This window comes from Paraburkholderia sp. RL17-347-BIC-D (genome assembly GCF_046027915.1).
Taxonomy (GTDB): Bacteria; Pseudomonadota; Gammaproteobacteria; order Burkholderiales; family Burkholderiaceae; genus Paraburkholderia.
The window spans coordinates 147,306-162,049 of the sequence record NZ_JARESS010000001.1; the positions used below are offsets into that span (position 1 = coordinate 147,306).

Sequence of the window (14,744 nt, forward strand, 5' to 3'; positions counted from 1 at the left end):
GCCGATAAGATTTGTGTCTCAAGGGCTACATTCTGACCAGTTTTTGGTATCCTGTAGCCTGCAGGCTACAAGATACCAAAACGCGCCTTTGAGGAGCCGACACCGACGCGGCCAAAGAAAAGCGGGCTTCCCGCTCGCGCGAAAAGCCCGCCGTTTGTAGCTTCATCCATCGCCACGCCGGGCAACGCGCCCGGCCCGGTCACTACTTCACCGCTCCACCTTCGAACCACGCGGCGATCTTCATCCGCTCCTCGTCGGTCATGTGCGTCACGTTGCCGAGCGGCATGGCCTTCAGCGTCACCGCTTGCTGATAGATCCGCTGCGCGTTCTGCGAGATTTCATCCGGCGTATCCAGCAGCACGCCGGCCGGGGCGCTGCCCATCATCGTCGGATGCGCGGAGTGGCAAGCCACGCAGCGCTGCTGCAGCACCGGTGCGATGTCGGCTACCTTGACCGTCGGCGCATTCGCCGCTTGCGCTTGCGGCACGATCGGCTTCGGCATGGTCCAGAAGAGGGCGACGAACATCAGCGCGATGCCAACCAGCGGCAGATACCACAGCACCTGGCCACGGTGACGCATCACGAAGAACTGACGGATCAGCGCGCCGGCCAGCATGATGACCAGCAGCACGGCCCAGTTGTACGGATGCGTGTAGGTCATCGCGTAGTGGTTCGACAGCATCGCGAACACCACCGGCAGCGTGAAATACGTGTTGTGCACCGAGCGTTGCTTGCCGCGCTTGCCGTAGATCGGGTTCGGCGTTTCACCCTTGAGCATCGCGTCGACCATCTTGCGCTGGCCCGGAATGATCACGAAGAACACGTTGGCCGACATGATCGTCGCCAGCATCGCGCCCATGATCAGGTAGGCCGCGCGGCCCGCGAAGATATGGCACGCGAGCCACGCCGCGATCAGTACGTACACGCCGACGCAGATACCGAGCACCTTGTCCTTGTTGCCGAGAATGCGGCACAGCGAGTCGTACACGATCCAGCCGGCGGCGAGGAAGCCGAGCGCCGACGCGACCGCGACCGCCGGGCCCATATCCAGCACGTTCTTGTCGATCAGGTAAGTGCTCGGCGAGAACAGATACAGCACGGTGAAGAGACCGAAGCCCGACAGCCACGTGGTGTACGACGGCCACTTCGACCAGTGCAGATCGTCCGGCATTTCCGGCGGCGCGACGGTGTACTTCTGCATGTTGTAGAAGCCGCCGCCGTGCACGTGCCACAGTTCGCCGAACACGCCGCGCTTGCGCTGGTTCGGGTCGATCGGCGGTTTCAGGCTGTTGTCGAGCGCGACGAAATAAAACGATTCGCCGATCCATGCAATCGCGGCGATGACGTGGAACCAGCGAATCGCCAGATTCAACCAGTCTGTGATAAAGCCTTCCATGAAACTCCTCCACTTCTGATTCGTTGTACACGCAATGACGTCGTGTGCCTTCTAAAACCCGGCTGACGGGTCGCTGGCAGGGCAGCACGAGCAGCACGTCACTGCGCAGACTGCGGGGTGAAGACGCGATGCGCTCAGTTCGCACAGCGCCGTTTTTTTATTGGCTCGTCGCTTGGGTCGCGTATGGGGCGAAGCGGGTCGAGCCGCATGCGTTCGATTGCGTTTCGCGGGTGCTCGCATGTGTCTCCATGAGCATCTGCGCAATGCAATCGAGCGCGACCGGTATGCTGCGCGAACTCGACCTCGCTTTGTCCAACACCTTTCCCGCATCTCGTGGCAGATGTCTCCTAGCTGCCGCGATACGTGCTGTACGACCACGGTGACACGAGCAGCGGCACGTGATAGTGCGCGCTGGCATCGGCCACGCCGAAGCGCAACACGACGCGATCGACGAAGCGCGGCTCCGGCACCTTCGTGCCGATCGACGCGAAGTAGTCGCCGGCGCCGAACACGAGTTCGTATTCGCCCGCAACTAGCGCCTCGCCTTCGAGCAGCGGCTGATCGCAGCGACCGTCGTCATTGGTGGTAGTGGTTTTGAGCGCGCGGCGCGTATCGCCTGAGAGCGCGAAGAGTTCGACCTTGATGCCCGCGCCGGGACGGCCGTTCGCGGTGTCGAGCACATGGGTAGTGAGCTTTCCCATTCGCAATTTTCCTTATGTGAATGCGAGGTTTCGGCGGCAGCCCGATCCAGATACGTTTGCGGCGGATCGAGGCTCCACGTCAGTGGCTACATACCCGTCGGCGAATTGAAGCGAGCGCCGTGACAGCCATTGTAAAAAGGTTGTTCCGTCCAGCGCGCGCGAGATAGGAAAGATAATAGCTGGCGCATGACGGACAGCCTGCTGAAAGCCGCAACGACTCGATTCCTTCGACTATTACAGCGCATTTGCCTTACCGGCGGATCGTACCGGCGCCAAAAAAGGCCCACTATATCGACGGCGTGAAGTTGGGTATCGCATTGGCGTGAGTTGTCAGCATTATTTTGGCCGTCGAAGGTTACGTCTGTGCGTTGCAGCAAACGCGAATCGACGACGATTCAGCCGCGACGCACCCCGAAGACGGCGGAAACACGCTGGGTAACCGGGCCAACGGCGTTCGACGGGACGCGGCGGCACGGTGGCGTGCCGTCACATCGCGTTCGAACGGCTTTGCACGGAAGCAATGAAGCGGAGAAACGAATGACGATGGAACAAGCGGCTAATCAAACGAATAAGCCCAAAAAAACGATGCTGGTGAAGCACGCGGACGTGCTGGTTACGATGGACGGCGCCCGGCGCGAACTGCGCGACGGCGGCCTGTATATCGAGGACAACCGCATCGTCGCGGTCGGACCGACGGCGGAACTGCCGCAAACCGCCGACGAAGTGCTGGACATGCGTGGACATCTGGTGATTCCGGGTCTCGTGAACACGCACCACCACATGTATCAGAGCCTGACGCGCGCGATTCCCGCCGCGCAGAACGCCGAATTGTTCGGCTGGCTGACCAACCTCTACAAGGTGTGGGCGAACCTCACACCGGAGATGATCGAAGTCTCGACGCTGACAGCAATGGCCGAGCTGTTGCTGTCCGGTTGCACTACTTCGAGCGATCACTTGTATATCTATCCGAACGGCAGCCGGCTCGACGACAGCATTGCGGCGGCGCGCCGGATCGGCATGCGTTTTCACGCGGCGCGCGGCAGCATGAGCGTGGGGCAGAAAGACGGCGGCCTGCCGCCGGATTCGGTGGTCGAACGTGAAACGGACATTCTGAAGGACACGCAGCGCCTGATCGAGACATACCACGACGAAGGCCGTTACGCGATGCTGCGCGTGGTGGTCGCGCCATGCTCGCCATTCTCGGTGAGCCGCGATCTGATGCGTGAATCGGCGGTCATGGCGCGGCGGTATGGCGTGTCGATGCATACGCACCTCGCGGAGAACGTCAACGACATCGCGTATAGCCGGGAGAAGTTCGGCATGACGCCGGCGGAGTATGCGGAAGACCTCGGCTGGGTCGGTCATGACGTGTGGCATGCGCACTGTGTGCAACTCGACGACGCGGGCATCGAGCTGTTCGCGCGCACCGGCACCGGTGTTGCGCATTGTCCGTGTTCGAACATGCGGCTCGCGTCGGGCATCGCGCCGGTCAAGCGCATGCGTCTGGCGGGCGTGCCGGTGGGTTTGGGCGTCGACGGATCGGCGTCGAACGACGGCGCGCAGATGATCGCCGAAGTGCGTCAGGCGTTGCTGTTGCAGCGAGTCGGCTTCGGGCCGGATGCGATGACCGCGCGCGAGGCATTGGAAATCGCGACGCTCGGTGGCGCGAAAGTGCTCAATCGCGACGACATCGGCGCATTGGCACCCGGCATGGCGGCGGATTTCGTGTCGTTCGATTTGCGTCAGCCGCTCTTCGCGGGCGCGTTGCATGACCCGGTCGCGGCGCTCGTGTTCTGCGCGCCGTCACAAGTGAGCTACAGCGTGATCGGCGGCAAGGTGGTCGTGAAGGAAGGGCAGTTGACGACGCTGGAACTCGGACCGGTCATCGAGCAGCACAACCGGTTGGCGAAGACGCTTTACGAAGCGGCGGCGTAACGGGGAGGGTGAGGTTATCGGCGACGAGACACGTAACCGCCGATAACCCACAAACGCAAAGACTCAAGGCTTGTCGATCAACGTCTTGGTCGCTTCAGCAACCAGGCTGCGTAACCAGCGCACTTCATCGGAGTAATGCACGCGCTCGTGCCACAACTGGTAGTACTGCATCGGCGGAAAATCGAGCGGTGCGGGCACGACCGTGAGCGGCAGGAACTTGGCGTAGTAATCGGCAAAGAGACGCGTCGTCGTGAAGATCAGATCGGACTTGATCAGTACGTACGGCGCCAGATTGAAGTACGGCAAGGTCACGACCACATGACGCTTTAAGCGCTCGCGCGCGAGGTGCACGTCGATCGCGCCGCGCTGGCCCACCGAATAAGGAGTAGGCGCGAGATGCGGCGCATTCAGGTACTGGTCGAGCGTGAGGCCGCCGCGTTTGGCGAACGGATGCGTGTTGCTCATCAGGCAGACGATCTGATCGACGAACAGGTTCGACAGGTGCAACTGCTCCGGCGGCTCTGGCCAGTTGCCGACCACGATGTCGAGCTTGCCGTCCTCGAGCGCGAGTTCGTAGTCGAAGGCCGGTCCCAGCGAGTGAAACTCGAGCGTCGCGTTCGGCGCGGCCTGGCGAAAGCGTTCGACCACCGTCGGCACGAACAGCACGTTCAGGTAGTCCGGGCAGCCGATCCGGTAGCAACGGATGGACGTGGCCGGATCGAAGTTGTGCTGCTGAAACTTGATGCGTTCGATCTCGCGCAGCGCGTTCTGCACCGGTTCGAGCAGGCGCAGGCCGTATTCCGTCGGCACCATGCCGGATTTGCCGCGCACCAGCAGCGGGTCGCCGGTGATGTCGCGCAAACGGCGCAGCGCCGCGCTGATGGCGGGTTGCGATTGATTCAGTTTGACGGCCGCGCGCGTGACGCTGCGTTCCATCAAGAGGGTGTGCAAGACGCGTAATAGATACGTATCGATCGCCTCGCGTTGCTGACTCATGACTTCTCCGAAATATATGTGCTGGCTGATCGAACGGGCGTGGGGGTATATGACTTTTAATATGAACGAGACGCCGCGTCAAGAGTGGGATACCCGCAGAGCGCGCTGCGGCGCGGGTTTGCGGGGAATTTTGGCGGCTCGACTGACTGGGTCGAATTAGGTATTGTCATCCGGTTGTGGTGACGGATCGGCCGCCGGCAAGGTGGACGGACGCGCTGTAACCGGCAGTCACTGACGTACTACGGAATCACATGAGCGACTCTTCTTATAGCGACGGCGCCGCCGCGCAGCCGGCAGACAGGCCGGAACAGGCGGCGCCCCGGTTGGTGCTTCAAGGCATCACCAAACAATACCCGGCCGTGCGAGCCAACGACGACGTCACGTTGATCGTCGCGCCGGGCGAGATCCATGCCGTGCTCGGCGAAAATGGCGCCGGCAAAAGCACGCTGATGAAAATCATCTACGGCGCGGTGCGGCCCGACGCCGGCGAGATTCGCTGGGGAGGCCAGACGGTCGAGATCGCCAATCCGGCGGCGGCGCGCAAGCTCGGCATCGGCATGGTGTTCCAGCATTTTTCGCTGTTCGAGACGCTCACGGTCGGCGAAAACATCGCGCTCGCACTCGACGAACCGTTCGATCTGAAGACGCTGTCCAAGCGCATCCGCGAAGTCTCGGCCGACTACGGGCTCGACATCGACCCGCAGCGTCACGTGCATAGTCTGACAGTGGGCGAGCGGCAACGCGTCGAGATCGTGCGCTGTCTGCTGCAGAACCCGCGTCTGCTGATCATGGACGAGCCGACTTCGGTGCTGACGCCGCAAGCGGTCCGCAAACTGTTCGAGACGCTGCGGCGGCTCGCCGCCGAAGGCTGCAGCATTCTCTACATCAGCCACAAGCTCGACGAAATCCAGGAACTGTGCGACACCGCAACGGTGATGCGCGGCGGCCGCGTGACCGGTCACGTGAAGCCGAAGGGCGAAACCCACGCGTCGCTCGCTCAATTGATGGTCGGCCATTCGCTGCCGGATTACACGCGGCGCGAACACAACCCGGGCGCGGTGCTGCTCGACGTGAAGCAACTCTCGGTGGAAAGCGACGATCCGTTCGGCACCTCGCTGCGTGACGTGTCGTTCGGCGTGCATGCGGGCGAGATCTTCGGCATCGCGGGCGTCTCGGGCAATGGACAGGCGGAACTGCTGTCGGCGCTGTCGGGCGAAAAGCGCGGCGTACGCGCCGACGCGGTCACGATTTGCGGCAAGGCGGCGGGACGCCTCGGCGCAGGCGGCCGACGTGCGCTCGGCTTCGGCTTCGTGCCGGAAGAGCGTCTTGGCCGCGGCGCGGTGCCGGCCATGACGCTGTCGGAAAACGCGCTGCTCACCGCGCATCGTCAGCAGATGGTGAGTTCGGGCTGGATCAAGGCCGGCGCGATGCGCGCGTTTGCGAAGCGCTGCATCGACGCTTTCGACGTGCGCTGCGGCGGCTCGGAAGCGCTCGCGCAAAGTCTGTCGGGCGGCAATCTGCAGAAATACATCATGGGCCGCGAGATTCTGCAGGCGCCCAAGGTGCTGGTGGTCGCGCAGCCCACGTGGGGCGTCGACGTCGGCGCGGCGGCGTTCATTCGCCAGCAGTTGCTCGATCTGTCGGCGCGCGGTGTGGCGATTCTGGTGATCTCGGAGGAGTTAGAAGAGTTGTTCGACATCTGCGATCGCATCGCGGTGCTCGCAGGCGGCAGACTCTCGCCGGTGCGCGCCACGGGAGCGACCAACGCCGAGGAAATCGGCCGCTGGATGGCGGGCCTGTTCGGCGATCGCGAGGGCGCAGCGCCTTCGGCGGAACAACCGGCGCATGCCTGAGCGGGCGTCTGTCGCGCGAATACGCGTGACGTCGCCCGGCATCAGTACGAGAACCATATCAATCACACGCTACCCATGATTCTTCCGTATCGACTCGAAGCACGCACGACGCCCTCGCGCACCATGCAGCTCGCCGTGCCGCTGATCGCCGCGTTGCTCACGCTCGCGATCGGCTTTCTGATCTTCAGCCTCGTCGGCCGCGATCCGCTGCAGGCCATGCACGCGTTTTTCATCGAGCCGCTGTCCAGCGTGAACGGCTGGTCCGAGCTGCTGCTGAAGGCATCGCCGTTGTGCCTGATCGGCTTGGGTCTCGCCATCGGCTATCGCGCCAACGTCTGGAACATCGGCGCCGAAGGGCAAATGCTGCTCGGCGGCATCGCCGCGAGCGGCGTCGCGATCTATTTCGATCAGGCCACCGGCTGGTGGATTTTGCCGACCATGATGATTGCCGGCGTGCTCGGCGGCATGGCGTGGGCGGCGATTCCGGCGCTGCTCAAAAGCCGCTTCAACACCAACGAGATTCTCGTCAGCCTGATGCTCACGTATGTGGCCACGCAACTGCTGATCTACCTGGTGAGCGGCCCGTGGCGCGATCCGCAGGGCATGAACTTCCCGCTTTCGGAGATGTTCAGCGGCGACGCGCTCTATCCGACCTTCTCCGGCGACTGGCACTGGAAATGGCTGCGCGGCACGCGTCTGAACGCATCGGTGTTCGTCACGCTGATCGCGATTCCGCTCGTGTGGGTTTTCATGCGCAAGAGCTTCGCGGGCTACCGCATGAACGTCGGCGGTCTCGCGCCACTCGCCGCGCGCTACGCCGGCTTCTCCGACAAGAAGACCATCTGGACGTCGCTGCTGATCAGCGGCGGCCTCGCCGGCCTCGCCGGCATGGGCGAGATCTCCGGTCCGATCGGGCAGTTGCAGGCCACGTGGTCGCCGGGTTACGGCTTCACCGCGATCATCGTCGTGTTCGTGGGGCGGCTGCATCCGCTCGGCATCGTGCTCGCGAGCCTGCTGATGGCGTTGCTGTACCTCGGCGGCGAAGCCGTGCAAACCTCGATGCAACTGCCGCAAGCGCTTTCCGGCGTGTTCCAGGGGCTGTTGCTGTTCTGCCTGCTGGGTGCCGACCTGTTCGTGAACTACCGCGTGCGCCGCCGAACGCTGGCCGCCCAGGTTCACTGACCAGCTCTCCGACATTCGCTCACTGATTTATCGCCGGATCCACATGGACATTCAACAAGCCAGCTCGCTCACGTCGAGCGCCGTCACCGCCGCGATTCCGCTGATGTTCGCGGGCGCGGGCGAACTCGTCACCGAAAAATCGGGCGTCCTCAACCTCGGCGTCGAAGGCATGATGCTGATGGGCGCCGTGACCGGCTACGCGGTCACCGCGATCACCGGTAGCCCGTGGCTCGGCGTGCTTGCCGCGATCGGCGCCGGTCTTGCGATGTCGCTGCTGTTCGCGTTTCTCACGCTCACCATGCTCGCCAATCAGGTCGCCACGGGTCTTTCGCTGACCATCTTCGGCATCGGCCTCTCGGCGTACGTCGGCAAGCCTTATACGTCGGCTGCGGTGCGCGCGACCATCGACACGTGGACGATTCCCGGCCTCTCGAAGATTCCGGTGCTCGGGCCCGCGTTCTTCAGCCTCACGCCGCTCGATTACCTCGCGTTCCTGATGTTCGCGGTAATCGGCTGGTTCCTGTACCGCACGCGCGCGGGCCTCGTACTGCGCTCGGTCGGCGAATCGCCGCAGGTCGCGCACTCGGTCGGCTTTCCGGTGGTCGGCGTGCGCTACGGCGCGGTGGCGTTCGGCGGCGGCATGGCCGGACTCGCGGGCGGGTACTACTCGATCGTCAATCTGCACCTGTGGCAGGAACAGCTCACCTCGGGCCGCGGCTGGATCGCGCTCGCGCTGGTCGTGTTCGCGACGTGGCGCCCGGGGCGCCTGCTGATCGGCGCGTTGCTGTTCGGCGCCGTGACGGGCCTGCAGTTTTACGCCCAGGCGATCGGCGTGCCGGTGCCGACGCAATTTCTCGCGATGCTGCCGTACGTCGCGACGGTCGTCGTGTTGGTGCTGATTTCGCGCAATCCGAACACGATCCGTCTGAATGCGCCGGCCTCGCTGGGCAAACCGTTTTTCTCGGCGGGCTGACCGACCATCGACTCCGCTTTTCACATCATTCGATAAACACGACAGGAGAAAACATGAAGAGAAGAAATCTGCTGACCGCTTTCGCTTGGGGCGCGGCCTCGCTGGCGCTCGCCGCGCCGCTCGCGCAAAGCGCGCAGGCCGCCGATGCGCCGGGCGTCGCGTTCGTCTACCTGGGCAATCCGGGCGATGCGGGCTGGACCTTCGCGCACGATCAGGGCTCGAAGGAAGCAGAAGCGAAGTTCGGCAACAAGATCAAGATCACGCGCATCGAAAACGTGCCGGAATCGGCCGACTCCGAGCGCGTGTTCCGCGATCTGGCGAACAAGGGCAACAAGATCATCATCGGTTCGAGCTTCGGCTATCAGGACTTCGAACTGAAGGTCGCGAAGGATTTCCCGGATACCGTTTTCCTGCACGCAACCGGCTACAAGAAAGCGCCGAACTTCGGCACCTATGACGTGCGCATGTACCAGGGCGCGTACCTGGCCGGCGTCGCCGCGGGCTACGTGACGAAGACCAACACGCTCGGCTTCGTGGCGTCGGTGCCGATTCCCGAAGTGATCCGCAACATCAACGCGTACACGCTCGGCGCGCGCTCGGTGAATCCGAAGGTGCACACCAAGGTCATCTGGATCAATAGCTGGTTCGATCCGGGCAAGGAAAAGCAGGCGGCTGAAACGCTGATCGGCCAGGGCGCCGACGTGCTGCTGCAAAACACCGATTCGAGCGCCACGCTCGCCACGGCGTCGGCCAAGCACGTGCACGCGTTCGGCTGGGATTCGGATATGAAGAAGTTCGGTCCTGACGCGCACCTCGGTTCGGTGGTCGCGCACTGGGGTGTCTATTACAACGCGGCGATCCAGCAGGTGCTGGATGGCAAGTGGAAGAACGATCCGGTGTGGTGGGGCATTCCGCAGAAAGCCGTCAACCTGGAAGATCTGAACACGTCCGCGATTCCGGCTGACGCGCAGAAGCAGGTCGCGGCCAAGCGCGACGAACTGGCGGGCGGCAAGTGGGACGTGTTCACGGGTCCGCTCAAGGATCAATCCGGCGCGGTGAAGGTGCCGGCCGGCAAGACGCTGACCGATCCGGAACTGCAACGCCTGAACTGGTATGTGGAAGGCGTGGACGGCACTCTGCCGAAGTAACGCCGCCAAAGGTCGACCAGGCGGCGGTCTCAGCAACCGCTGCTTTGAGGAGCTGCGTCCTGTACGGACGCAGCTTTTTTTGCCTTGGGTTTTTAACGCGCCGATGGCCAGGCGGCCGGCACATCAGTCGATGCGCAAACCAACCTTGATGGTCACCTGCCAATATGCCACCTTGTCGTTTTCGATCTGGCCCCGCGTTTCCGTCACTTCGAACCAGTGCAGATTGCGCAGCGTCTTCGACGCTTTCGCGATTGCCGTGCTGATGGCGTCGTCGATCGATTTGGTCGACGAGCCGGTCAGTTCGATCTGTTTATAGACGTGTTCGGACATGGACTTCCTCCTTTGATCTTCGTTGGTGTTCAAAAAGTATAGGCAACGGAAGCGCCGCGAACGGCCCCCGCGTGAGCAAGTCATGCCGCACATGCCGTGCCCGGTATGCGGTGGCGGGACGCCGCCGTTATCATGTCCGCGCAACTCAATCTGACATGCGACGAGGTTCCAAAGTGGAAATTGGTTTTTGCGGTCCTGGTTTGATGGGCGCGCCGATGATCCGGCATCTGCTGCGCGCGGGGCATACGGTGCATGTCTGGAATCGCACGCGGGCCAAGGCGGAAGTGCTGCTGGCGGACGGCGCTCAAGTGGTCGAGACGCCGCGCGAACTCGTCGCACGGTGTGAAGCCGTGCTGCTGTGCGTGGCGGACGCGGCGGCAGTGGAGCAAACCGTGTTCGGCGCCGCGGGCCTGCTGAGCGCCGATGTGCCCGTACCGGGCCGGTTGCGCTGGATCGTCGATCACTCCAGCATTCCGCCGGCCGCGACGCGCGCCTTCGCGCAGCGCGCGGCGGCGCTGACGGCGGTTCGCGCGGACGCCGGCGAGGGTGAGCGCGAAGCGGTCGGCAGCGTCGGCTGGATCGACGCGCCGGTGTCCGGCGGCGTGGCCGGCGCGACAGCCGGCACGCTGGCGGTCATGGCGGGCGGCGCCGCCGCGGACGTCGAAGCCGTCAAACCGCTGCTCAGCGCCTACGCGGCGCGTGTCACGCACATGGGCGAGGTCGGAGCGGGGCAGACCGCGAAGCTGTGCAATCAGGCCATCGTCACCGCGACGCTGGCGGCGATCGCCGAGGCGGTGAGCCTCGCGCAGCGCAGCGGCCTCGACGCCTCCCGGCTGACCGAGGGTCTCGCCGGCGGCTGGGCCGATTCGGTGCTGCTGCAGACGTTCGTGCCGCGCATGACGCAAAGCGGCCTCGCGCCGATCGGCGCGTTTCGGACCTTTCAGAAAGACATCGACACGGTGGCGGCCACCGCGTACGAGACGGGCACGCCGATGCCGGTGTCGTCGACGGTCCAGCAACTGCTGCGGCTCGGCGCGGCGATGGGGCTCGGCGAGGCCGACCTGTCGGCCTTCATCGACGTTTTGCAGACGCCGCGCGGCGCCCAAACCCAGTAGCGCGACGCGCGTGCGGGTTGAATTCGCGATAACCTGCTAAAATATTGGGTTTTTCGCCGATATCACATTCAAAGGGACGCGCCGTGCTGTCTACCGCCAATATCACCATGCAATTCGGGCCAAAGCCCCTCTTCGAGAACATCTCGGTCAAATTCGGGGAAGGGAACCGCTATGGCCTGATCGGTGCGAACGGCTGCGGCAAATCCACCTTCATGAAGATTCTGGGCAGCGACCTGGAGCCGAGTTCGGGCAGCGTCATGCTCGAGCCGAACGTGCGCCTTGGTAAGCTGCGCCAGGATCAGTTCGCTTACGAAGACGTGCGCGTGCTCGACGTCGTGATGATGGGCCATACGGAAATGTGGGCCGCCATGACCGAGCGCGACGCGATCTACGCGAACCCCGACGCGACGGACGACGACTACATGCACGCCGCCGAACTCGAAGCGAAGTTCGCCGAGTACGACGGCTACACTGCCGAAGCGCGCGCGGGCGAACTGCTGCTCGGCATCGGCATTGCGATCGAGGACCACAATGGCCCGATGAGCAACGTGGCGCCGGGCTGGAAGCTGCGCGTGCTGCTCGCGCAGGCGCTGTTCTCGAAACCGGACGTGCTGCTGCTGGACGAGCCGACCAACAACCTGGACATCAACTCGATCCGTTGGCTGGAAGACGTGCTCAACCAGTACAACTCGACGATGATCATCATCTCGCACGATCGACACTTCCTGAACCAGGTCTGCACGCACATGGCCGACATGGACTTCGGCACGCTGAAGGTCTATCCGGGCAACTACGACGACTACATGCTGGCGAGCACGCAGGCGCGCGAGCGTCAGCAGAACGCCAACGCGAAGGCGAAGGAACGTGTGGCCGACCTGCAGGACTTCGTGCGCCGCTTCTCGGCGAACAAGTCGAAGGCGCGTCAGGCCACCAGCCGGCTGAAGATGATCGACAAGATCAAGATCGAGGAATTCAAGCCGTCGTCGCGGCAGAATCCGTTCATCCGCTTCGAGTACGAGAAGAAGCTGCACAACATCGCGGTGGTGGCCGACAAGATCTCGAAGAAGTACGAGCGCAGCATCTTCAACGACTTCAGCATCAGCGTGCAGCCGGGCGAGCGTATCGCGATCATCGGCGAGAACGGTGCGGGCAAGACCACGCTGCTGCGTTCGCTGCTGGGCAGGCTGGAGCTCGATCACGGCACGGTGAAGTGGGCCGAGAACGCGAACGTCGGCTACATGCCGCAGGACACGTACGAAGAGTTTCCGGACGACGTCACGCTGATGGACTGGATCGACGGCTATCGCAAGGAAGGCGACGACGAGCAGATGGTGCGCGGCACGCTCGGCCGGCTGCTGTTCAATGCCGACGACATCCGCAAGTCGGTCAAGGTGCTCTCCGGCGGCGAGAAGGGCCGCATGATCTGGGGCAAGCTGATGCTGGGCCGCCACAACGTGCTGCTGATGGACGAGCCGACCAACCACATGGACATGGAATCGATCGAGTCGCTGCAGATCGCGCTCGACAAGTTCGAAGGCACGCTGATTTTCGTGTCGCACGACCGTGAGTTCGTGAGCGGTCTGGCGAATCGCGTCATCGAAGTGAAGACCAATGGCACGTTGAACGACTTTGGTGGCAATTACGAAGACTTTTTGCTGAGCCAGGGTGTGCAGTAAATCGTCGGTTTTCTGACTATCAGAGGCGTGCAACTCGAAACGGTTGCACGCCTTTTTTGTATCGCTGGCGGCCCATCGGGCCCGATGCTATTCGGCCAGCACGCTGCTCGATCTTGTGGCGCCGGTCGGAAGATGTTGAATGACCCGGCGCCCCAGGCGAATGCCGCCTCGCTCTATGACGTAATAGGTAGCAATCGAGATAGCGATGATAAAACCATAGGTCAGAAACGTAACGAGCCAGAATCTTTGAACGGTGAATACAAGGTTCGCGTTGTAACGGGGGAATTGCATCAGGATATTGATAACCAGCCCATGCAACAGGTAAATGCTGTAACTCACATTGCCAAGCCGCTTCGTGCCCGAGGCGGTCAATATTCCAAATACTGAAGCACCTGAAGCCACGAGAAAGAAAGATATGCCAAGAAGAACGGTTCCGAGCTTCGAATAAGGGCTACCGGAAAGGAAGATTGCCGAGGCAACGGCGACAATCGCGAAAACTGAGCGAATAACACCATGTCCCCTAAGTTTGGGGTATGAGCGAAGCAGGCTCGCCGTGAGCATTCCGATTACAAAGTGCTCGATGAAGACGACGTTCAGATCGTCGACCACACCACTGCCAAACAGCAAAACGATCAAGGTTGAAGCGGTGATTGCAACCGTAGCCTTTTCGCGGGCGACAATTGCGAGCAGCGGAAGTGACATATAGAAGAGCCATTCGTAATGAAGGCTCCACGTTTGTCCGACTACCCCCAGATACTCAGGATGATTGAGGAATGGGATAGGTTGATTGACGAGGCCGAAAAAAAGCCATTGCGAGAGTTGTGCAACCGTTTCACCATGCGTCTGAGCGGTAGCGATGCCCACATGACGAATGACAAATATAAAATACGCGACAATCAGCAGCAGGTAGAGAGGGTAAATCCGGAATGCGCGATTGATATACAGCTCAAGCCATTTAATGTTTCCCTGGCGATCAAGCAGGCGTCCCCAAAACAAATACCCGGTAATCATGAAGAAAATCGACACTGCACCCGGTCCAATGAACGCATAGAAAGGCGATGGCGGCAACCCGGATGTTCCTTGCTTCATGTTGTATGCGGTCATCACAAAGTGATGAAATACAACCGCTGAAGCAAGGATCCCACGCAATCCGTCAATCGAATCCAGTCGATGTTGATGCGCAACAGGGGCGGTATCGAGAAACGAAAAAGCACGCTTCGGCGACAGAATGAGGATCGTGAGACCGAGAATGACCAGGGTAGGCCATATTGAAAGCATATTCATAAAAGTTTTCCCCTGGACGGGGCTTTCCGAGCGGGAACCTGGCATTTGTCGATGCCGGATGGTACTACATCCAGCACCAACGATTTCCTGACGGTTTTTTGTCCCACGCACGTTGATGGAGTCCGTGCATATTCTCCGGGTGGTTGATTTCGAAA

12 protein-coding genes are annotated in these 14,744 nt (G+C 62.1%); 7 read left to right on the forward strand and 5 right to left on the reverse strand.

Features of this window, described 5'->3' with window-relative positions:
- Positions 1 to 202: 202 nt before the first annotated feature.
- Entirely contained in the window at positions 203 to 1,396 is a 1,194-nt protein-coding gene (locus P0D96_RS00765) for a urate hydroxylase PuuD (RefSeq protein WP_408310807.1), read from the reverse strand.
- Between the two features lie 347 nt (positions 1,397 to 1,743).
- The gene (gene uraH, locus P0D96_RS00770; protein WP_132374179.1) at positions 1,744 to 2,097 is read right to left on the reverse strand and encodes a hydroxyisourate hydrolase; all 354 of its coding nucleotides are present in this window, start codon (positions 2,095 to 2,097) and stop codon (positions 1,744 to 1,746) included.
- A gap of 537 nt (positions 2,098 to 2,634) precedes the next feature.
- Between uraH and P0D96_RS00775 the strand changes: the two genes are divergently transcribed.
- Complete coding sequence (locus tag P0D96_RS00775) at positions 2,635 to 4,032, forward strand: 8-oxoguanine deaminase (protein ID WP_408310811.1); 1,398 nt, start codon at positions 2,635 to 2,637, stop codon at positions 4,030 to 4,032.
- Between the two features lie 63 nt (positions 4,033 to 4,095).
- Here P0D96_RS00775 and P0D96_RS00780 read toward each other — a convergent pair whose 3' ends face one another.
- Positions 4,096 to 5,028: a LysR substrate-binding domain-containing protein gene (locus P0D96_RS00780; protein WP_074764203.1), complete on the reverse strand. Its 933-nt coding sequence runs from the start codon at positions 5,026 to 5,028 to the stop codon at positions 4,096 to 4,098.
- A gap of 251 nt (positions 5,029 to 5,279) precedes the next feature.
- On the opposite strand from P0D96_RS00780, the gene P0D96_RS00785 reads away from it, so the two are divergent.
- The 4 genes from P0D96_RS00785 (at position 5,280) to P0D96_RS00800 (ending at position 10,184) form a co-directional block, all read left to right on the forward strand.
- Complete coding sequence (locus P0D96_RS00785) at positions 5,280 to 6,881, forward strand: ABC transporter ATP-binding protein (RefSeq protein ID WP_408176137.1); 1,602 nt, start codon at positions 5,280 to 5,282, stop codon at positions 6,879 to 6,881.
- A gap of 75 nt (positions 6,882 to 6,956) precedes the next feature.
- Positions 6,957 to 8,063, forward strand: coding sequence for an ABC transporter permease (locus tag P0D96_RS00790; protein ID WP_132374181.1), 1,107 nt, complete (start codon positions 6,957 to 6,959; stop codon positions 8,061 to 8,063).
- 43 nt (positions 8,064 to 8,106) lie between these two features.
- Positions 8,107 to 9,036, forward strand: a complete 930-nt coding sequence (locus P0D96_RS00795) for an ABC transporter permease (protein WP_106313708.1) — start codon at positions 8,107 to 8,109, stop codon at positions 9,034 to 9,036.
- Between the two features lie 53 nt (positions 9,037 to 9,089).
- On the forward strand, positions 9,090 to 10,184 hold the full coding sequence (locus P0D96_RS00800) for a BMP family ABC transporter substrate-binding protein (protein WP_408287450.1): 1,095 nt from the start codon (positions 9,090 to 9,092) through the stop codon (positions 10,182 to 10,184).
- A gap of 123 nt (positions 10,185 to 10,307) precedes the next feature.
- Here P0D96_RS00800 and P0D96_RS00805 read toward each other — a convergent pair whose 3' ends face one another.
- Complete coding sequence (locus P0D96_RS00805; protein WP_091793652.1) at positions 10,308 to 10,514, reverse strand: dodecin; 207 nt, start codon at positions 10,512 to 10,514, stop codon at positions 10,308 to 10,310.
- A gap of 173 nt (positions 10,515 to 10,687) precedes the next feature.
- Between P0D96_RS00805 and P0D96_RS00810 the strand changes: the two genes are divergently transcribed.
- A complete protein-coding gene (locus P0D96_RS00810) occupies positions 10,688 to 11,629 on the forward strand; it encodes an NAD(P)-dependent oxidoreductase (RefSeq protein WP_408310814.1) in 942 nt (313 codons plus the stop codon).
- 83 nt (positions 11,630 to 11,712) lie between these two features.
- Positions 11,713 to 13,305, forward strand: a complete 1,593-nt coding sequence (locus P0D96_RS00815) for an ABC-F family ATPase (protein WP_408310817.1) — start codon at positions 11,713 to 11,715, stop codon at positions 13,303 to 13,305.
- Between the two features lie 87 nt (positions 13,306 to 13,392).
- Here the strand turns inward: P0D96_RS00815 and P0D96_RS00820 are convergent, their stop codons facing one another.
- Complete coding sequence (locus P0D96_RS00820) at positions 13,393 to 14,589, reverse strand: acyltransferase family protein (protein ID WP_408310820.1); 1,197 nt, start codon at positions 14,587 to 14,589, stop codon at positions 13,393 to 13,395.
- Positions 14,590 to 14,744 lie beyond the last annotated feature (155 nt).